Origin of the sequence: Weissella cibaria, from assembly GCF_004521965.1 — a bacterium.
Classification (GTDB): Bacteria; Bacillota; Bacilli; order Lactobacillales; family Lactobacillaceae; genus Weissella; species Weissella cibaria_A.
In genome coordinates, this window is record NZ_SDGK01000016.1 from 27,071 (window position 1) to 46,913 (window position 19,843).

Consider the following 19,843-nt stretch of genomic DNA (forward strand, 5'->3'; position numbering starts at 1 on the left):
TATAGTAATCTGCTGATAACTCAGCCCATCCACGAAAATATAGGCTGATTGTATTCTTTTTCGGTCGTCATCACAATCGGATTACCGTTCGAGGCCAATCAATCTAATCGTACCTGCATGCGCGATTTCAAAACCGGTTTGTCCTCAGTCTGCGTTGCCGCAACTTGCCAAATTTGTTTCTGAATCTTTTCTAAACGCTCATTCTTTAATCCACGCGCAGCAGCCCGCTTAATGAATTTTTGAGCCGTGTCGGCGTCTTCGTCACGCAACGCTAACTTGGCTAAATAAAAATAAGCATTCGCTAGCTTCGTCTTTGTCATTGGTCGTTGCCGCACGTACCCGGCTAATACTTCGGCTGAACGGTCATTCTGTTTCAAGGCAAACAACGCCCGGCCGTAATAATACGCCACTGCACGATACTGCAGGTCTTGGTCATACAACTTAGCCAGCAAGTGTTCTGCTTGCACATGGTCTTTCGTTTTCACTAGGCTACGGGCTTGGTCATACATCTCTTGCATCTCGTAACCTCATCTCTTTTTTACTCGGATATCTATTTTACCACAGCAGAACGGGCGCCCATCTGATTCGATGCCCGCCCGTTTTAGATTACTTATCAGAAATTTTTGATTCCGTTGGATTCTGTAGGACATACCCCTCAGGTCGTGATAGCTTAATGCTGTACCCCTTTTTCCTTAAACATCTCGGCCACCTCACCAATTAACTTATGACGCATGTATTCATCGCGGTCCAAAAAGTCTAAGCCAGCTGCTAAATCTTGATCATTTTCAACAGTCACTCCGACCTCAGCCAGGGCTTGTTTAGCACGCTGTTGGACCATTTCAGCATCATTGCGATAGTTTGCCATCAGCCGCCACAAAATTTCTCCTAAGATCACATCCCCATTCTGGGTATGCAACGCACTCGTTACTTCCTTAGCCATGTATTGTTGCAAGCCAGCCCCGTAAACACGTAAGGCACGAACACCCTGCAATGTTTCATCATTCATTTGGTGCTTAAAAATATCAACTGCCATCAAAATACTCCTCCAAACATTATGTTTTACCATGATGCCGGATAAACGTGAACATGCAGTAGGCGAAACTTGTAACAGTCTGACCAGATTGTGAAAGATCCGTTACGCTTCTAATTGGTCTAGACAAAACCAGATATCTATCGGTTGATTTTTACAATTTACACAAAGTCAGCATGCAGCAGGACTTCGGGTTCAGTAACGTACAAAAAGGAATGGTAATGTCTGCCTTCTTCATTGGAAACGCTGCCATGCAAGTTCCGGCCGGAATTTTAAATACAAAGCTTGGGTCAAAGCCCCTTTTAACATTTGCGATGGCTGGCATTTCCGAGATTATCGTGCTTTTGGTCGTGTCTCCCGTCCTAGCCGATTATGGTTGGCAACGTGCTTTCTGGATGATTGCTGGTGCTTCAGTTATCGTTGGAATTATCCTACGCCTTGTCCTACCTAGCGACAAGCACGCTAAAAACCTCACTACTGACATCACAGAGGAGAAGCCTGTTGCTGAAGACGTCCCGGCTGCGAAACTTCTAGAAGTTATTAGCGAACCTTTTGTTTGGTTGCTCGGTATCTTAAACTTCACGATTAACGCGATGATGTATGGCATGATTAATTGGATACCTTCTTACCTGATACAATCAGTCGGTCTAAGTACGATTGTTCAAAGACACATCGCAGCCGTTGGTGGTGCTGCCTTCTTGGTGGGTGCAATCGGCGGTTCATATATCGTTGGTAAGTTCTTCTTTGGGAAGGAAAAACGGTGATTGGCATCGCGGGTATGCTTGGGGTACTGAGTCTATTTGCCGCCTCGATGTCAACCGATACTGGGTTAATTACCGTTGCCCTTTCACTTGGCGAGTTCTTCTCAGCAACTACATTTGTAACATTGATGTCATTGCCAGTTAAGCGTTTTGCGGCCCACAAGTTTGGTCCCTCATACGCCATTGTTGCAACTGGCGGTATCTTGGGTGGTATCATCTCACCAACATTGATAGGTTTACTGGTTGATATGGCCAGTGGTGCCTAGTTCATGGTATTTATGTACTTTGTCATTTTGGGTGTGTTGCTATTTGTTTTTCACGTTTCATTCCAAAGCACAAGCCTGTCGAAAACGAGGTGAATTAATATGGAAACCGTCCTTACCCGCATTCCAGTTGCTGAACAACTTAAATAGCGCCGTTGGATGAACCAACACGCTAAAGCCTCGTTTGAAGAATTTGAAACCATAGCCTACATTAAGAACTTGCTTCGTGATGTACCTTGTTTAACCATCGACAAGCCTTCCCCAACCGGCTTAGTCACAACGTTGCACGGTGGTCACCCGGGCAACGGAAAAAATTGGCTAATGAATGATATAGCTTTTGAAATTCGGTAAACTGCCTCTTCAGGTCATCCGTAATTAGTTCGGATGACTGAATTGCCTGTAATCTTGCGAAACTGCCCTGTGGCATATCCGCTGTCATGTCAAGTCGTAAAACACTACCGGCGATTGTATTAAAAGATATCGTCCTGTCACCACGATAAATTGCTTCACCAGCCGTACTATAATCGGCACTGTTCGGTGATAATGTATTTTCCCAATATTTTGCATAAAACTCTCGTGACTTGCCAGCACTGTTTGGATTGGCCGAGTATCAATCGTCAATGACTTCCGATGTAAAAAATAATTTATCCGTCATAACTATAATCTCCTTACCAAATAGCTTAACATACCGTAAATCAGTGCGATTTTAAGTTAGATATTGCCACCATTAATCTCTCTTATATAACCGACAAACATAAAACGACGACCGAATCGTTATTAGAAATTCGGCGTCGTTTAATTTGTTACTGCGTTTTACTTGTTCAATACCGGCACCGGTTGTTCATCTTCAGCAGCGTGAATGTCGGCATCCAACTCCGCCATATCCACTGCTTCATGGGTACGAAATGCTGCGTCATTAATTGGCAAGTGTAACTGAAAATCATCGAACACCGTTAATTTGCCAGTTAATTCCTCAGCGCTAAATTCCAAGACATGGCCCGCAAATTGGCGATCATCGCTAATAAAGTGCACATGCCAACCAGCTGATGTGGCGCCTTGATACAATTCTGGGGAATAGTAGCCGACTAACGTTCCTGCAACGTGTTCCCGTTCAAACGTTGGTTGATTCTTAGTTAATTCAAGCAATGATGGGAATGGCTCATTCGCCTTTGGTGCGACACGAACTAAGACTTGGTTCATCACACCATGCAAGACAATTGCTGAGAAGTTGTTCGCCAAATGACGCTTCTCGACTAAATCAATATTTGCTATTGTCACATCAGATAGCGTGATTCGATCTGTCACATCGCGACCATCATGTACTGTTGAGAACGGCGTGGTTGCCGTCAAATCGGTAATGTGGTTTACAGTCCCCGTTGCATCAGCTTGATAAACTTCACCATCCAAAATTACAACTTCACCATCGACGCCATGCAAGGTACCGATTCCCGTATCACCGTGCTTTAGTAACTCACTAAGCTCCAGTGTTCCGCCCAGCTGACCAGCTATTAATGCTGCTAACGTACCATGTTGATAAACAGTTGTCATTTCTACAACCCCCTCACCTTTATCTTCGATGATTATTATAACCCTAAAACCTGAACATAACTGAAAATTAGTCTTTAAAAAAAGGGGCCAATCAACTGATTAGCCCCCGTTATTATTGAATCTTTTTGAACGTTTGTGATTCACGCAGAACCGGTAGCTGACGCAATTGTACGCCGGCAATATTCAACAAATCTGTTTCAGGACCGTTGAGAATGTAAACGGCATCCAAATCGGCTGAGTTCTTCTTATCCACAAATGTCTGTGTACCAGCACCGGCCGCTGAAGCTTGTAGCTTAACGGCTGATAGCTTAATACGCTTATACTCTTCACCACGAATGGCAATAATATCAAAGCTCTTAATTTCAATTTGGCTGACCAGTTGTACAAACAGCAGTTCATCACTACCATCCTTCACTGGATAGGCTTCCACCGTCTTACGCAATGTCTTGGTCGTTAACTTAGATTCAGCCGTCGCAAAACGCTTCGCCAAACCACGCTTAGAAACCATAACAATTTCCGTACCAGCTTCATCAAGGTGCTTACGCGTTGTCCAAAGGACCACGCGATCATCACCAGTGTAGCCATTATCAGCAAACACAGCCATCGCTGCATCCCCACGATTATTATCGCGCGCCTTGTACTTCTTTAAGCTAGATAGCCCAACTTGCAACATGCGTCCATCAGCTGTAAACATTTCCAACCAATCATCGTCCGTTGTTTGCAGTACAAATTGGATTTCATCGTCCGTTTCAACTTCGCGCTTATCGGTCATCTTGATGTAACCGTAACGATCAATCGTAATCGTCACCGGGTTAATAATGACTGTCTTCGCTACCTTAGCCTTCAACTCAGATTCATCACCCAACGTGGTACGTCGTGAACCAAAGCCATCCTTCTTCAAGGCCTTGATTTGTTCGTCCAAACGTTCAGACAACAATTGCACACGTAAATCTGGCTCCTCGATATAACGCTTTGCCATCGCAATGCGTTCTTCCAGATCAGCCTTTTCATCTACCAACGCTTGCGTATCCACACGGTTCAATTGGTAGACACGCATTGACGCAATCGCATCAGCTTGACGTTCCGTGAAGCTAAATGATGCCATTTGTGCCGGAATGGTCTTCAAGCCTTGCAAGACTTGCATCAAGTCCGCCTTACCATCCGTATTCTGGGCAGCGTGCACAATCGCTTGAATCATGTCAGGTACTTGAATCAGACCGTCAACAATTTCTAGGCGCACAGACGCCTTTTCCAAATCTGCCTTATACTCACGCACGACCAACGTGTGTTGGAAGTTCGCCACTGTCTGCAAGTATTGCATCAGTGTGTAGCGCTTGGGTGTCAAACCATCCAAGGCCATCCATTCAAGTGAGTACGTTTGACGCAAATCCGTCTTTTGGAAAAGCAACGTCTTGGCTTGTTCGTGGTCATAATTGTTCTGCAATGTGACTTCGATTCGGACTTTGTTGTTAGCAATATCCTCATCCGTCGTGAAGTCATCAATTGACCGAATTGGCTTCAACTTACCATCGGCAATCAAATCCTTCACCTTATCGAGGTAAGAATTAATTGATCCACCCATACGGTATGGTACTTCGGTGATAATCAATGTGTTCTTATCTTCGTCAGAATCAATAATTGTCCCGGCATTTTGGAACTTGCCCACACCAGTCTTGTAGTATGAACGGACATCGCCGTACAAGGTTCCACCCGTTGGCAAATCAGGGCCTTGCAGAATGCTAATTGCCTTATCAAGCGTCATCTTTGGCGCCTTGATGTATTGCTTCAGCAAACGCGTCGCATCAACTGGGTTGTGCGGTGCAATCGAACTCGTAAAGCCAACCGCGATACCTGTCTTAACCCCGTTAATCAACAAATATGGCAACTTGGCCGGAAATACCCGTGGCATCCGCTTCGTATTGTCATAATTATCTTCGTATGGAACCAACTTTTCAGATAGGTCATCCACCATCAATTGTCCGAAACGTGACAACCGTACTTCTGTGTAACGGGCCGCAGCGGCTGGGTTACCAGAAATGTCGGTAAATGAACCGTGTCCTTCGATTGGTGCTAATGGGAAGACGAAATTTTGCGTCAAGTAATCAACTGACCCGTAATTATCACCGTGGGGGTGCCAGTTTCCCATCACATCCCCAACCACCGTCTGTGACTTCTTAAACTTTGCGGTTGGAGACAACTTTGCCATTGTCATGGCGTACAAAATACGACGTTGCACCGGCTTCAAACCATCCAGCACATTTGGCACTGAACGATCAGAAGCAACGGCAATACCGTAATTTGTAAATGCTTGCTTCATTGATTGATCGAGGTCTTCAACAACTGGCTTGTCGTGCTTCAAATCAATCTTGATTTTCTTTTTTGTCGCCATTATCTCTTATTCCTCAATATGTGCAAATTCAGCGTTTTCCATTAGGAACGCACGACGTGGAGCCACTTCTTTACCCATCAACAAATCAACTAGTTCCGTTGAGGCTTCAATATCGTTTGTCGTGTATTGCGTTAAATGACGGGTTCCTGGTGTAATCAAGGTTTCACGCGTCATTGGGTCACCAACTTCACCAAGTCCCTTGGCACGTTCAACCAACTTAGGGTCGTGCGTTTCCAAGTAAACCTGTTGATCACGTTCCGTATAGATGTAATCTGTGTTTCCCTTTTCATCGTAATTAATAAACAATGGGGCTTGGGCACGATAGACGTGTCCATTTTCTAATAATTGTGGCGTGTACTTTGAGAAAAGCGTAATCAACAACGCAAAAATATTGTCACCATCGGAGTCAGAGTCGGATGCGATGATGATCTTGTCGTAGTTCAACTTTGACTCGTCGTACTTATCACCGATTCCAGCGCCGATCGCACTGAAAATCGTTGAGACTTCAGTATTCGCAAAAACCTTATCTGACGTTGACGTCAACGCGTTAATAATCTTTCCACGAATTGGGAAAATGGCTTGATACATACCACCTTCACCGTTAATTCGAGTACGCGTCAAAGAACCAGAGGCTGAGTCACCCTCGGTAATGAATAATTCAGCTTGTTCAACACCGCGAGCACCGCGCAACTTCTTGGCTGGCTTCAACTTCTTCGAAACCTTAGCCTTCATATCCTTTGAATCTAACTTAATTTTTGACAAGTCATCAATCTTGCGACGCAAAGCCGCCCGCTCTAATGCTTGCTTAATAACCGCTTCAACATCAGTGATGTACTTGTCCCACTCGAATTGACCTTGCTCGTAGGTAATCTTATCAATTGCCGTCTTAGCGTCAACGTTTGAGAGCTTATCCTTGGTTTGCCCGGTATATTGGGGCTTCGTGTGGTTCGCTGAAATAATCGCAACCAAACCGGGTTGCAAATCACGAGAATCAATCGAGTCCTTCGTCAAGCCAAGTTTGTCAGCATAATTGTTCATCATGCGGCGCACACCAGCATTGAAACCAGAAACGTGGGTACCACCATCAGACGTGGCCACTGAGTTAACGAATGACCGTTGGCGTGGTGTCGCCCCGTCTGCCCATGCAAACGCAACGTCCGCACCAATCCACTCACCCTCGTTTGTCTCAATCCGGCCAGAGAAACCATGAATGCCTGTAATCAGCTTTTCATTGTCTTCCTTCGATGACTCAAAGACATATTCAACATACGCCTTCAATCCTTCGGGTTCGTGATATGATACTTCTTCGCCAGTGGCTTCATTAATCAACGTAAATGATGCTTCGGGGTTCAAGAACGCTTGTTGGTGCAAACGGTCCTTAAAGGCCGTCCAGTCGATTGCCACTGAATCATAGATATCTGGATCTGGCCAGAAACGTAATTCAGTTCCATGACTTTGACCATGAATATATAACTTTTGCGTCAAAGTCTTGCTTGGCAATTGGTGATTACGATTCAACTTAGTTTCGTAAATCAATGGTGACCGGCTCAACAACTTAGCGGCTTTATCACTCTTATCTTTAAATGCTGGCGCCACTTCTGGATCCAACGTATAGATATCTTGATACCACTTACCGTCCTTTAAAATCGTACCAACCGTCTTAGTTGATGTCGCCGTCACAAACTTGGTTCCAATACCGTTTTTTCCGATTGAAGTCGTGGCTTGTTGTGTATAGTGCCCTGATGTATTTGGCACCGTCCATGCCATACGGTTGGTTGGCATTTTATCGCCATTCGCCGTCTCAGCAACTTCAACGGGCATTCCTTCACCGTTATCAAACACTGAATAAGAACCATCTTCGTGGAACGTGATCCACAAATGGTCCGCTTTTTTAATTAAAATTTGATCGATTCCGTTATCAACGGCTTCCTGCAAGGCATGGGTTGGTGTACTCTTTGAACCACCATACATATCAGGGTTGATACGAATTTGATTCAATTGATTGGCATTAATGATTGCCATTAGTTCTACCTCCATTTATATGTATCGCGTGTTAAGACACACGTCTATTGGCGCAAAAGCAGCACCCTATTTAGGACAGTTTGCATGTGCAAAACTGTGCATTCAAGTCTCAGCCTGTACTATAATACCAGTCTTATCGGGTTTTGATAATATAGTTTGAACAATATTTAGCGATTTGTAAAGGTACTCAGTGTTTCTGGACTGAGACTTTTACATGAACAGACAAGCTAAAAAGCCCTCTACATCAGCAGAAAGCTTCCCTTAATGTTTAAGTAGAACCTAATAACCATAACACAGAATGAAAAAAGAACCAGCATTAATTTGCTGGTTCTTAATCAAGTTAGGCCGTGTACTTAGCCAAAATAGCTTCAAGTTGGTGTGCTGGTGTGAAACCAGTCAAACGTTCAACCACTTCGCCATCTTTCTTAACAAGCAACGTTGGAATTGCCATGATACCGAACTCTTGTGCGGTTGCTGGGTTTTGATCCACATCCATCTTGTTAAATGTTACTTCAGGCATTGTTTCGGCCACCGTCTCAACGACTGGTGACTGCATACGACATGGGCCACACCAAGTTGCCCAGAAATCGGTCAACGTTACACCGGTATCGGTTGCATCTGCAAAGTTTGCATCTGTGATATCTTGTACTGCCATATTAACAGCCTCCCCATTGTTTTCTAATTTAAAGTTAGTATAACGCTAAAATCCAAAATTGTCGACAGTTGTCTCATGACATTAATCATAATCACCCGCGTTACCTTCGTCATCGCCAGCCAACATCAACAAATATCCCATGGCAAACCACCTCCATTTGTCTCCATCTTAGCACACATCCCCATTACCGCTCACGCCAGCACGCGTACGCATGGATAATATGATGATTTGGACAGTGTCTCGCCACTAAATGTTGGACTTTCTGCCAATGATGACCCATATGTAAGTGCCAGCCAGTGTATAGGCCGCAATCGTCACCGACTACCGCCTCATCTCTTAAATTTCCTCCTTAACGACACCTTGACTATCAATCAAGACAGAGTTGATACCTTGGTTACCAAACAACTTTACTCATTCAAATTCTAACTTCCAGACAACAAAGGTTTTCTTTACGCCACAAACGACTTCGGTCCATTCTGGAATTTGATTATTTAACAATGGTAAAACATCATCAATGGTCTTGTCCGTTAAATGAATTTGCGCCTTATTTGACGTCACAACTCTGTTATCATCATCGGTTGGCACCATCGTGAATGGTACATGGGGGGGCGCCACAATTTCAGCCATTTTATTTGAATTACGTGGCGTTGTGATATAGATATAGTTTGTAAATTCATCTGGCATCAGATAGAAGACATCACGGTTAGATGGGCGATTATTCACACAAGTTGCCAAATTTTAAGACGTGTGATTCACGCAAATACTTTTCCAATGGTTCAGCTTGTGTCGCAGTTGTCGTTGTCATGTCCATTTCTTCCTTTCACATTCCCTGTTTACCGTTTATTATACTGATTCAGCCATACAAATGCCGGTACCAAGCTTGGAAGAGTTTGTGAAGAATAAAAAAAGACTGATTCTTGACACAGAATCAGTCTTTCTTCATTTTGATTAACCTAGTTCGGCGTACGTTGCCCCTTGGTCCGGACCAGTAAAGCTAAAGTCCTTAACCGCACGGTGTGAACGCAAGTATTCTTGTACACCTTGGCGAATAGCACCTGTTCCCTTACCGTGGATAATTTCAACAGAAGGTAAGTTATTCAGCAAGGCGCGATCGATGAACTGATCAAGCTCACCTATGGCAGCCTCATAACGTTGGCCACGCAAATCAAGCGTTGCTGATGCGTTTGCGCGGTTAACCGCCTTATTCGTGCTAACACGTGGCTTAGCGGCAACCTTTTGCTCAGACTTCGCTGATTGTGCGGTTGCTTGCTTCTCAATCTCATCTTCAGCCAGCACCATCTTCAAAATACCCATTTGGACTTCGAACTTACTGTCCTTTAGCTTGCGCTTAACAGTACCTTGTTGGCCGTACTCACGAACCAAGACAGTGTCGCCAGCGGCAATATCTTGACTCTTAGCCTGCTTAGCCTTCCGCAAAACACGATTGTTTTCCGCTGATGGTTCTTGTCGCATTGCGTTCAAGGCACCCTTAGCATCCATCAACTTGTTTTCCTTAACGGCCACCCCATCTAACTGCATCTTACGCAAATCGGCGATAATCTTATCTGCCTTCTTACGTGAATCTGCCACGATGTGGTTGGCTTCCTTCTTGGCTTCTTCCAGCGTACGAGCCTTCTCAGTTTCCATCTTTTCAAGCTTTTGCTCGTAATCGTTCTTCATCTGACGATTTTCGATAACTTGCTGGGCCAACTGGACTTGTTGCGCCAAAACGGCGTTACGACGTTCAACCAAATCAGCAATCATGTCATTCAACTCTTGCGAATCTTCTGACGTCAATGAAGCCGCAGCATCAATAATCGATTGATCTAAGCCCAAACGCTTTGAGATTTCCAACGCGTTTGAACGGCCTGGAATGCCAAGCAAGAACTTGTACGTTGGACGCAAAGTGTCAACGTCAAACTCCATCGATGCATTAATCGTGTCGACACGATTGTAACCGTAGACCTTCAGCTCTGGGTAGTGCGTCGTTGCCACAGTGTATGAACCCTTGGCACCAACCGCATCCAGAATAGACATCGCCAAAGCGGCCCCTTCTTGAGGGTCTGTTCCAGCACCCAATTCGTCAAATAGTACTAAAGAATCCGCGTCAATTTGCTTTAGAATATCAACAATATTGACCATGTGTGATGAGAATGTTGACAATGATTGTTCAATTGACTGCTCATCACCAATGTCTGCAAAGACTTCCTTAAACAAGCCAACCGTTGAATACTCAGCTGTTGGGATAAACAAACCTGATTGGGCCATTAATTGCAACAAACCAAGCGTCTTCAAGGTAATCGTCTTACCACCGGTGTTTGGTCCAGTGACAATAATTGCCTTGTAGTCTTCACCAATAATAATATCGTTGGCAACTGCCTTTTGTGGGTCCAACAATGGGTGACGCGCTTGGAGCAAACGCACGTGATTTTCTGGACTGTACTCTGGCTCCTGGGCCTTAGTTGCTGCCGCATAACGTGCCTTCGCGTTCACGAAATCCAAGTGGCCCAACACTTCTGCATTCTTCTGAATGTTTTCGGCTTCTGGACGCAACATGTCTGACAATTCTACCAAAACACGTTCTTCTTCGTGTCGCTCCTTGATATAGTGCTCACGCAAACGGTTATTCATATCAACCACGTCAGCTGGTTCAATATATAATGTCTGACCAGTTTGTGATTGATCGTGCACTACGCCACCAAAACGACTACGGTATTCGGCCTTAACCGGAATAACATACCGATCACTGCGAATCGTCACAATTGGATCTGACAGATACTGCGCTGACCTACCACGAGTGTAATCTTGCATCTTCTGTCGGATTGCATTTTCAGTCGAAGTGATTGCTTGGCGGACCCGGTGTAGTTCAGGTGACGCTTCGTCAGTGACACGACCATCACCATCAATTGCCGTGTTCACACGGCGCGTCAAATCCTGCATCACAACCAAGCGTGAGTAGTATGGTCGCAATGCAGCCAATGGCTCGCCGCGGTCTTCAATTAGGTTTTCAAAGAACATACGCATTTGACCGGTTGTAAATAGCACACGACCAACTTGGGCCAATTCTGTGCCACTTAGCGCTGCATCGATCCGTAAACGTTGCATATGTGGCTTAACATCAGCCAATTTGGGAATATTAATCCCACCTTGCCAACGCAATACCTTAGCTGCGTCAGACGTTTCCGCCAACCAAGCTTGCATTTCATTGGCATCAGCAGTTGGCAACAAGTTGCGCAACTCGTTTTCACCGGCAGCCGTTGAGAGGTATGGCCGCAACTGGGCCTTTACCGCATCATACTCAAGGGTTGCCAAGACTTTCTTATTCATCTGTCTGAACCTCTAATATCTCTATTTCTGCCCTACTGGAGAATCCACCATTGATAGATGGCGTCTGAGAAGTAAGGTGTTTGATTTAACATCCACTGGGCGACGGGTGAGTGAATCATCGCATCGTGATACCAAGGAATTTCTAATGTCTGTGTTAATTGTAAAACAAAGAAGATTTCAATGTAGACTAAAAGGCCGTATACAAGCAGGCCAGCCAAACGATTTAGTTTTCCTAAAACAGGCACCTTATTAATAAAACGCAGACTGCGTTCAATCGACCGCAGGACCGTTGACCCACCAAACATCAAGATTCCAAATGCTAATCCTGACGCCAGAAATTCATTTGCTTTATCAGCTAGCACAGTTGGCACGCCATTCGCGGCCCATTTTGTTTGGATTGTTGTCAAAAACGTCGCATGAATCCATGCTCCGAAGCGATGTGACAAAAGAATGGCAACTGCGTAGACGATAAAACGACCCCCAAGCGAGACTAAACTACGTGTAAACCCGAGCGTATAACCTCGCGTCATCGCAGCAACTAGTAACACCAGAATGATAACTGATAGCAAATTCATTACTTATTAGCGTCCTTCTCAGCCTGCATCTTCAATTGATCTGATAGTGCATTAATGGCCAACAACGTTAGTAATTGATCGTCAGTTAGGCGTGGGGCTAGCTCGCTCATTTCGTTCAATTGTTGATTTGCCAAGTCGAACACAGCCTTCATGTGGGCTTGGGTCTCATTTGACGTAATGGTAATTGGCTTACCAAGGATTTCGCCTTTGAAGCGCATCTTTTCTGCCATGGTTTTGCCTTCCTTTCACGGATGTCATTCTTATTTCATAACTTCCAGTATAGCAAAAAAACGCTGATGTTTCAGCGTTTTTCATTGACTTGCTAATTATCCTAGTGTTTGGTAATCCGAAGTAAATTCAGGTGCCGTCACAATTTTGAATGCTGGCCCGTTTTTGATTAGGTAATCACCACAATTACCAATACTATCAGGCTCATGCAATCGCAATCGGTTTTCTGCGTTTGACTGCCAAGTCACAATGCCTTTTTGCAATGCGTCCTGCACCCAAACCGCGGGTGCCGTATCGTCTGAGATTTGCCATGCCTCGAGAATCATATCATTGTGTTTCACTTGCATATCGAGTCGCCTACTTTCTTTCTGCTTAGCGATTCTCTTCTCCTTAAGTACAATTTTACACCATGTCGTCACAAATTTAGTGTTTGAACATTAGGTGAAACGGTTAACTTTTAGACAGTTAAGTAATCAGCAGAACCTGTGGGTACACCCCACCCGCCATGACGGCAGCCAAGATATACACGATTGTTCACCCGCACGAAAAAAGCACGCAAGTTGCATGCGTGCTTTCTTTTTAATCTTCGAATTCCTCTGGATCAAAATCCGTACCATCAAGCATACGGGCTTCTAGCCAATCCCAGACGTTATCCTTCCCATACTTGGTTTCTGATGAGAAAATCTCAAAGTCAGAAACGTCAGGGTTAAATTGCAAACCGCGCTTGATATCTGCCTCAGCCTTATTCCACTTACCACGTGAAATCTTGTCAGCCTTCGTGGCAACAACCAAAACCGGTAGGCCGATGTCATCAGACGTCAACCAGTTGTACATCTCGATGTCTTCCTTAGAAGGCATGTGACGTGCATCTACTAGCTGCACAATACCCTTCAGTGGGTCACGGGTACGCAAATATTCACCAATCATGACCGAAAATTCTTCACGGGCCTTCTTAGAAACCTTAGCGTATCCATACCCAGGCACGTCAACAAAAAAGATTTGATCTTCCACCTTGTAGAAGTTCAGTGTTTGCGTCTTGCCAGGTTGTGATGAAGTACGGGCAAATGACTTGCGGTTAATCAAAACGTTCGTCAATGAAGACTTACCCACGTTTGAACGACCAACGAATGCCACCTCAGGTAAACCATCAGTTGGGTATTGGCTGGCACGCACAGCGGACATTACCATTTCGACATTGTGTACTTCCATGATAAATCCTCCGTTAGTTTTGTTCTGTAACCATCTCTGGTTGTTCGTTACGTAATACAGCACCTTCAGTAATAATAACGCCGTTAACGTCATCACGTGATGGTACATCGAACATGACGTCACGCATTGTCTCCTCAATAATTGAACGCAAACCACGGGCACCCGTCTCACGCTCAATCGCCAAGTGTGCCATGGCCTTCAAGGCTTCAGGAGTAAACGTCAATGCGACTCCTTCAAGTGCCAACAAAGCTTGGTATTGCTTAACCAAAGCGTTCTTAGGTTCCGTCAAAATACGAACCAAATCATCTTCTGTCAATTCTTCCAAAGCTGTCAAAATTGGCAAACGACCAATGAATTCTGGAATCAATCCAAAGCTCATCAAATCTTCAGGTACAACCTGTTGCATGATTGACTTGTCAGTATTCTTAAATTGGACTGTCTTAGAGTCCGTACCGAAACCAATTACCTTAGCTCCGACACGTTCCTTAACCATTTGTTCGATACCCGCGAAGGCACCACCGACGATGAACAAAATGTTTGTCGTGTCGATTTGAATGAACTCTTGGTTAGGGTGCTTTCGACCGCCTTGAGGTGGAACGTTAGCAATCGTACCCTCCAACATCTTCAAAAGTGCTTGTTGCACACCTTCACCAGAAACGTCACGTGTAATCGAAACGTTTTCGGCCTTCTTGGCAATCTTGTCAATTTCGTCGATGTAAATAATACCAGTTTCCGCACGCTCGACATCATAGTCAGCGGCTTGGATCAACTTCAATAGAATGTTTTCAACGTCTTCACCAACGTATCCAGCTTCTGTCAAAGTCGTTGCATCCGCAATTGCGAATGGCACGTTCAAAAGCTTAGCCATTGATTGTGCAATATACGTCTTACCTGACCCAGTAGGTCCGATCATGGCGATGTTAGACTTTTGCAGCTCAACACCTTCAGCCCCAGTATCACCCGTCAACATAGCGTTAACGCGCTTGTAGTGGTTGTAGACGGCAACTGCAAGAGTACGCTTAGCTTCGTCTTGTCCGATAACATATGAATTCAAGTTATCGACAATCTCTTGTGGTGTTTTCAAAGTCAATGTGCGCTCCAATGCATCTTGTTGCAAATCTTCATTAATAATATCTTGTGCCAAGGCCACACATTCATTACAAATGTATACGCCAGGCCCTGCGATAAGCTTCTTCACTTCTGTTGAAGCCTTACCACAGAATGAACAGTAGGCAATGCCGTTTGAATTATCGGTTGTATTAAACACTGTTCAACCTCCTGTAAATTTTTAACGTTAGTCGAAACGTAAGTTACCTACTATTGTACCAGAGATTTTGTGTTTTTTTGTACGATATTCTTAGGACTTATATAGTGTAACACTGCAAAAAGAGGTTAGACTCGAAAAAGTCTAACCTCTTAATTAACGTTGTTTAGAATTAAGCTTCAACAGCGTTTTCAACGATCATGTCAACAACTTGCTTGATAGCAATGTCGTGTGACAACATGTCGTCTGACAAAGCACCGCGAACAGCAGCTTCGTCCATACCGTATTGGTCGGCCAATGACTTTACTTCAGTAGCAACCTCTTCGTCCGTAGGCTTGATGTTTTCTGCCTTAACAATAGCTTCCAATACCAAGTTCGTCTTTACGCGACGCTCAGCACCTTCTTCGTATTGCTTGTGCAAATCATCTTCTGATGAACCAGTGATTTGGTAGTACAACTCTGGTGAGATACCTTGTTGTTGCATTGAAGCAAAGAATTGGTTCAATTGACGGTGAACGTCTTCGTGAATCATTGAATCAGGAATTTCTCCACCAGCAACTGATGCGTTATCAACAACAGCTGAGATAGCAGCGTCTTCCTTTGCATCCTTAGCAGCGTCTTCCTTTTCAGTCGCCAAACGTGCCTTAACCTTGTCCTTCAATTCTGCCAAAGTATCAACTTCTTCGTCGATGTCCTTTGCAAATTCGTCGTCCAATGCAGGAACTTCCTTAGCCTTAACTTCGTGCACGGTAACAACGAACAAAGCGTCCTTACCGGCCAAGTCAGCAGCTTGGTATTCTTCTGGGAACGTTACGTTTACGTTAACAACGTCATCGGCCTTGGCACCAACCAATTGGTCTTCGAAGCCAGGGATGAATGAGTTTGAACCCAATTCAAGTGAGTAGTTGTCACCCTTACCACCGTCGAACTCAACACCGTCAACTGAACCAACGAAGTCGATAACAACCGTGTCACCGTTCTTTGCAGGAGCGTCAACCAAAACCAATTCTGCTTGACCTTCTTGCAAACGAGCGATTTCGGCATCCAATTCTTCATCAGAAACAGTAACGTCTGATGCAGGAACCTTAACACCCTTGTAGTCGCCCAATTCGATTTCTGGAGCCAATTCAACTTCAGCAGTCAAAACCCAAGCTTCATCCTTGTTCATTGACTCTGCGTCGATCTTTGGTTGACCAACAGTCGTAACACCTGCTTCTGCAACTGCATCAGCGTAAACATCTGGCAAAACGATGTTCAAAGCGTCTTGGTACAATGACTCTTCACCGTACATTTGAATAAAGACTTGCTTAGGCATCTTACCCTTACGGAAACCAGGAACCGTAATTTGCTTCTTAACGTCGTTAAATGCGGCGTCGATACCCTTTTCGTATACGTCAACAGGAACTTCGAACTTGATTGTTCCCTTGTTGCCTTCACCCTTAGTGAAAACTGCGTTAGCCATGTTTATTCCTCCAATAGTAACAAACTAATAGTCAGTTACATACATTATCTTTACATACCTTATAAGTTTACCGGAAAGTGCCTATTTTGGCAATAATTCTAGGCCGAAAATCGGCTGAAAACCAGCAATTTACTAGAACAATTGTCCTTCAAACTTTGATACAGGATAGTTCTTGAAATCATAAGTTGCTAAATCTTCAGACTTATTCACAAAGGCAGTCAAAGATTCAGTTAACATCAAATTCGTCTTGTAAGCAGTCTCTTCAACCATAATGATTGGCTTCTTTAAGGCCCAGGCCATACCAGCTTCAAAGGCAGTCCCTGAGTCGGCATCGTCATCACGGAAATCAGCGACAACGACCAAGGCGTCTGCATCAAGCACTTGCGTCACATCACGACGGAACACTTCAGCCGCCCAAGCTGGCGTGTATTCAGGGTTATCCGTCTTTTGGTGGTGACGTGGTGAGTAGAAGTCAGTAACCGTTGGGTTCGCTTCTAGCGCTGCCTCAATGCGAGCAACGCGATCAACTTGTTTGTCACTGAAGAATGGTGCGGCCAAATAAATTTGCATGATGTAAAATCCCTCTATTTGTAAAAATTTGTATAGTTCACTTTACCACATCTCGTGACATTTGCTAACCGGAGAAACAAGAAAAAAAGAGAGTTATTACACCGTAAGATGTAATAACTCTCTTTTAAAAGAGCAGCCTAAGCTACATTGGAAAATTCTACGTTAAACGTAAAATTAGTCCTTGATTTCTGAAACAGTTCCGGCACCGACAGTACGTCCACCTTCACGAACCGTAAACTTCAATCCCTTTTCGATGGCAACTGGTGCGATCAATTCGATATCGAATGTTACGTTATCACCAGGCATAACCATTTCTACGCCTTCTGGCAATTCAACAACACCAGTAACGTCAGTCGTGTGGAAGTAGAATTGTGGACGGTAGTTAGTGAAGAATGGCGTGTGACGGCCCCCTTCTTCCTTAGTCAAAACATAAACTTCGGCCAAGAACTTAGTGTGCGTTTGGATTGAACCAGGCTTAGCCAAAACTTGACCACGCTCGATTTCCTTACGATCAACACCACGCAACAATGCACCGATGTTATCACCAGCTTGACCTTGTTGCATTGACTTACGGAACATTTCGATTCCAGTAACAACAGTCTTGCGAACTTCTTCCTTCAAACCAACGATTTCAACTTCGTCGTTCAAGTTAACAGTTCCACGGTCGACACGGCCTGAAGCAACAGTACCACGACCAGTGATCGTAAATACGTCTTCGACTGGCATCAAGAATGGCTTGTCAGTGTCACGCTCTGGAGTAGGAATGTATGAATCAACAGTGTCCATCAATTCTTCGATGACCTTAATTTGTTCTGCGTCACCTTCCAAAGCCTTCAAGGCTGAACCGCGGATAACTGGAATGTCATCCCCAGGGAAATCGTATTCTGACAACAATTCGCGAACTTCCATTTCAACCAAGTCAATCAACTCTTCGTCGTCAACCAAGTCAATCTTGTTCAAGAATACAACCAAGTAGTCAACACCGACTTGGCGAGCCAACAAGATGTGCTCACGAGTTTGTGGCATAGGACCGTCAGTTGAAGCAACAACCAAGATAGCACCGTCCATTTGGGCAGCACCAGTGATCATGTTCTTAACGTAGTCCGCGTGACCAGGGGCGTCGATGTGGGCGTAGTGACGAGCTTCCGTCTCGTACTCGATGTGAGCAGTGTTAATCGTGATACCACGCTCACGCTCTTCAGGAGCAGCGTCGATAGCAGCAAAGTCTTGTTGCTCAGCCAAACCCTTGTCAGCCAATACCTTTGAGATAGCGGCAGTCAAAGTAGTCTTACCGTGGTCGACGTGACCGATAGTTCCAATGTTAACGTGAGGCTTAGTGCGCTCGAAATTTTCCTTAGCCAAAAGCTTGTCCTCCTAATATTCGCATGTTAGTCCTTTTTGGGCTAACCCTTATTGCTTACGTACTATTATACTACATTCTTAAAAGAACTAAAACAACTTGGTGCGACAATCTTTAGTAATTTCTCTTTATGAGACTGGAACTATTATATATAACTTCGTGTTAATTGTAAATAATTTTTATCTTTTTTTGCAATCTGATTTTAAAAAGCCGATTCTACGCCATTAAAGCTAACATTTCAGCCTGTAGTTTTGCACGCCATTCGCGCTGTTTCACTGCTTCTTGTGGCATCGTGTTACCCAGCGACTCAGCAATTAAGCCGGCAACCCAACTTTTGGGTTCAATTGCCACCTTTTCTAATACTGGGTAAGCAATCATCAGCATTAATCGAACTTGTTCTACCAAGCCGTGAATCATGGCAGGTCCAACCGTTTGTTCATATGATTGTAATTCAGTCACAATATCTTGATACCGAGCCATATTTTCAATAGATTCTAGTTGGGCTGGTACAACCGTAAGCGTTTCTTCGTCAAGCCACACCATATCAACTGATTGTGCCACTCGTAACCGGCGTAACCGGTCTAAGACTGACACACGTGAAATTGACGTTAAAAATGGGTCCAGTAAGACGAAACGTGCGCCAACTAGATATTCATCGAGTGGCAACTTGTCGGCCGCGATCAACCTTTCCCGTTGACTGATTGCATCTCCGTCGCTCAAATGATAAAAATGGCGCGCAATTGTTGTGATCGTTGCCTGTTGCGTTTGACGCGTTGTCATTTCTGCCGTCACAACTTTAGTCATCAAGTCGGCACGTTGCGTCTCAGGCAACCACATAATAAATTCGCGGGCCGCCAAAAATTGTTGATTATGCAAGGCGACCGTCACGTATAATTGCGCTGTTTCGGCAGTTGCTAGGTAACTATCAATAAATTCGTCAGCAAACAACTGTGCAGTCTTATATTGACCATCTGCCAATAGTACGCGCGTTAGTAACTGGTTGATTGCTGGTGTTTGATTGAGATCGTAAGCCTCATCCAATGCATCTAAAGCTGGGCCGTATGAATGCTCGTCAAAAGCAGCTTGCCCTGTTACCACTAAGCTAGCAAATCGTTCTTCTTCCCCTGGTGTCATGTCCTCACCTTTCTAGATTGAAGAAGCGCCGATTCCTAAGAACCGA

The 19,843-nt window shown here is 44.5% G+C and carries 19 protein-coding genes; 2 read left to right on the forward strand and 17 right to left on the reverse strand.

Annotated features, from left to right (window positions below; all coding sequences use genetic code 11):
* Positions 1-98 precede the first annotated feature (98 nt).
* Together EST42_RS10935 and EST42_RS02595 are read right to left on the reverse strand one after the other, a co-directional pair.
* Positions 99-518, reverse strand: a complete 420-nt coding sequence (locus EST42_RS10935) for a tetratricopeptide repeat protein (protein ID WP_245150347.1) — start codon at positions 516-518, stop codon at positions 99-101.
* Between the two features lie 152 nt (positions 519-670).
* A complete protein-coding gene (locus EST42_RS02595; RefSeq protein WP_245150348.1) occupies positions 671-1,033 on the reverse strand; it encodes a hypothetical protein in 363 nt (120 codons plus the stop codon).
* A gap of 218 nt (positions 1,034-1,251) precedes the next feature.
* On the opposite strand from EST42_RS02595, the gene EST42_RS10940 reads away from it, so the two are divergent.
* Both EST42_RS10940 and EST42_RS10945 read left to right on the forward strand, forming a co-directional pair.
* A complete protein-coding gene (locus tag EST42_RS10940) occupies positions 1,252-1,794 on the forward strand; it encodes an MFS transporter (protein WP_245150349.1) in 543 nt (180 codons plus the stop codon).
* Positions 1,791-2,057, forward strand: a complete 267-nt coding sequence (locus EST42_RS10945; protein WP_245150350.1) for an MFS transporter — start codon at positions 1,791-1,793, stop codon at positions 2,055-2,057. The genes EST42_RS10940 and EST42_RS10945 overlap by 4 nt, the downstream gene beginning before the upstream one ends.
* Positions 2,058-2,867: 810 nt before the next feature.
* Here the strand turns inward: EST42_RS10945 and budA are convergent.
* The 15 genes from budA to EST42_RS02680 all read right to left on the reverse strand — a co-directional run bounded on the left by budA (position 2,868) and on the right by EST42_RS02680 (position 19,797).
* A complete protein-coding gene (gene budA, locus EST42_RS02610; RefSeq protein WP_134644085.1) occupies positions 2,868-3,602 on the reverse strand; it encodes an acetolactate decarboxylase in 735 nt (244 codons plus the stop codon).
* Between the two features lie 112 nt (positions 3,603-3,714).
* A complete protein-coding gene (locus tag EST42_RS02615; protein ID WP_134644086.1) occupies positions 3,715-5,991 on the reverse strand; it encodes a DNA gyrase subunit A in 2,277 nt (758 codons plus the stop codon).
* Positions 5,992-5,997: 6 nt separating this feature from the next.
* Positions 5,998-8,013 (reverse strand): toprim domain-containing protein, encoded by a 2,016-nt coding sequence (locus tag EST42_RS02620; protein WP_167711054.1) that lies wholly within the window; start codon positions 8,011-8,013, stop codon positions 5,998-6,000.
* A gap of 340 nt (positions 8,014-8,353) precedes the next feature.
* The gene (gene trxA / locus EST42_RS02625) at positions 8,354-8,668 is read right to left on the reverse strand and encodes a thioredoxin (protein ID WP_010369700.1); all 315 of its coding nucleotides are present in this window, start codon (positions 8,666-8,668) and stop codon (positions 8,354-8,356) included.
* 411 nt (positions 8,669-9,079) lie between these two features.
* Positions 9,080-9,391 carry a hypothetical protein gene (locus tag EST42_RS02630; protein WP_245150351.1) on the reverse strand — a complete coding sequence of 104 codons (312 nt, stop codon included), beginning with the start codon at positions 9,389-9,391 and terminating at the stop codon, positions 9,080-9,082.
* Positions 9,392-9,616: 225 nt separating this feature from the next.
* Positions 9,617-11,995: an endonuclease MutS2 gene (locus EST42_RS02635; protein ID WP_134644088.1), complete on the reverse strand. Its 2,379-nt coding sequence runs from the start codon at positions 11,993-11,995 to the stop codon at positions 9,617-9,619.
* Between the two features lie 32 nt (positions 11,996-12,027).
* Positions 12,028-12,570 (reverse strand): CvpA family protein, encoded by a 543-nt coding sequence (locus EST42_RS02640; protein ID WP_134644089.1) that lies wholly within the window; start codon positions 12,568-12,570, stop codon positions 12,028-12,030.
* A complete protein-coding gene (zapA, locus tag EST42_RS02645) occupies positions 12,570-12,800 on the reverse strand; it encodes a cell division protein ZapA (RefSeq protein ID WP_134644090.1) in 231 nt (76 codons plus the stop codon). The genes EST42_RS02640 and zapA overlap by 1 nt, the downstream gene beginning before the upstream one ends.
* Before the next feature lie 96 nt (positions 12,801-12,896).
* Positions 12,897-13,145: a hypothetical protein gene (locus tag EST42_RS02650; RefSeq protein WP_134644091.1), complete on the reverse strand. Its 249-nt coding sequence runs from the start codon at positions 13,143-13,145 to the stop codon at positions 12,897-12,899.
* 232 nt (positions 13,146-13,377) lie between these two features.
* The gene (yihA, locus tag EST42_RS02655; RefSeq protein ID WP_134644092.1) at positions 13,378-14,007 is read right to left on the reverse strand and encodes a ribosome biogenesis GTP-binding protein YihA/YsxC; all 630 of its coding nucleotides are present in this window, start codon (positions 14,005-14,007) and stop codon (positions 13,378-13,380) included.
* A 13-nt stretch (positions 14,008-14,020) separates the two neighbouring features.
* Positions 14,021-15,274, reverse strand: coding sequence for an ATP-dependent Clp protease ATP-binding subunit ClpX (gene clpX / locus EST42_RS02660; protein ID WP_010369727.1), 1,254 nt, complete (start codon positions 15,272-15,274; stop codon positions 14,021-14,023).
* A 169-nt stretch (positions 15,275-15,443) separates the two neighbouring features.
* On the reverse strand, positions 15,444-16,733 hold the full coding sequence (tig, locus tag EST42_RS02665) for a trigger factor (protein ID WP_134644093.1): 1,290 nt from the start codon (positions 16,731-16,733) through the stop codon (positions 15,444-15,446).
* A gap of 132 nt (positions 16,734-16,865) precedes the next feature.
* Positions 16,866-17,303: a nucleoside 2-deoxyribosyltransferase gene (locus EST42_RS02670; RefSeq protein WP_134644094.1), complete on the reverse strand. Its 438-nt coding sequence runs from the start codon at positions 17,301-17,303 to the stop codon at positions 16,866-16,868.
* Positions 17,304-17,477: 174 nt separating this feature from the next.
* Entirely contained in the window at positions 17,478-18,665 is a 1,188-nt protein-coding gene (gene tuf, locus EST42_RS02675; RefSeq protein ID WP_134644095.1) for an elongation factor Tu, read from the reverse strand.
* Positions 18,666-18,879: 214 nt separating this feature from the next.
* Entirely contained in the window at positions 18,880-19,797 is a 918-nt protein-coding gene (locus EST42_RS02680; RefSeq protein WP_134644096.1) for a hypothetical protein, read from the reverse strand.
* Positions 19,798-19,843: the final 46 nt, after the last annotated feature.

Excerpts from the sequence above, each read along its gene's own strand:
- EST42_RS10935 (WP_245150347.1), bottom strand. The coding sequence starts at position 518 with ATGCAAGAGATGTATGACCAAGCCCGTAGCCTAGTGAAAACGAAAGAC.
- EST42_RS02595 (WP_245150348.1), bottom strand. The coding sequence starts at position 1,033 with ATGGCAGTTGATATTTTTAAGCACCAAATGAATGATGAAACATTGCAG.
- EST42_RS10940 (WP_245150349.1), top strand. The coding sequence starts at position 1,252 with ATGTCTGCCTTCTTCATTGGAAACGCTGCCATGCAAGTTCCGGCCGGA.
- budA (WP_134644085.1), bottom strand. The coding sequence starts at position 3,602 with ATGACAACTGTTTATCAACATGGTACGTTAGCAGCATTAATAGCTGGT.
- EST42_RS02615 (WP_134644086.1), bottom strand. The coding sequence starts at position 5,991 with ATGGCGACAAAAAAGAAAATCAAGATTGATTTGAAGCACGACAAGCCA.
- EST42_RS02620 (WP_167711054.1), bottom strand. The coding sequence starts at position 8,013 with ATGGCAATCATTAATGCCAATCAATTGAATCAAATTCGTATCAACCCT.
- trxA (WP_010369700.1), bottom strand. The coding sequence starts at position 8,668 with ATGGCAGTACAAGATATCACAGATGCAAACTTTGCAGATGCAACCGAT.
- EST42_RS02635 (WP_134644088.1), bottom strand. The coding sequence starts at position 11,995 with ATGAATAAGAAAGTCTTGGCAACCCTTGAGTATGATGCGGTAAAGGCC.
- EST42_RS02640 (WP_134644089.1), bottom strand. The coding sequence starts at position 12,570 with ATGAATTTGCTATCAGTTATCATTCTGGTGTTACTAGTTGCTGCGATG.
- zapA (WP_134644090.1), bottom strand. The coding sequence starts at position 12,800 with ATGGCAGAAAAGATGCGCTTCAAAGGCGAAATCCTTGGTAAGCCAATT.
- EST42_RS02650 (WP_134644091.1), bottom strand. The coding sequence starts at position 13,145 with ATGCAAGTGAAACACAATGATATGATTCTCGAGGCATGGCAAATCTCA.
- yihA (WP_134644092.1), bottom strand. The coding sequence starts at position 14,007 with ATGGAAGTACACAATGTCGAAATGGTAATGTCCGCTGTGCGTGCCAGC.
- tig (WP_134644093.1), bottom strand. The coding sequence starts at position 16,733 with ATGGCTAACGCAGTTTTCACTAAGGGTGAAGGCAACAAGGGAACAATC.
- EST42_RS02670 (WP_134644094.1), bottom strand. The coding sequence starts at position 17,303 with ATGCAAATTTATTTGGCCGCACCATTCTTCAGTGACAAACAAGTTGAT.
- EST42_RS02680 (WP_134644096.1), bottom strand. The coding sequence starts at position 19,797 with ATGACACCAGGGGAAGAAGAACGATTTGCTAGCTTAGTGGTAACAGGG.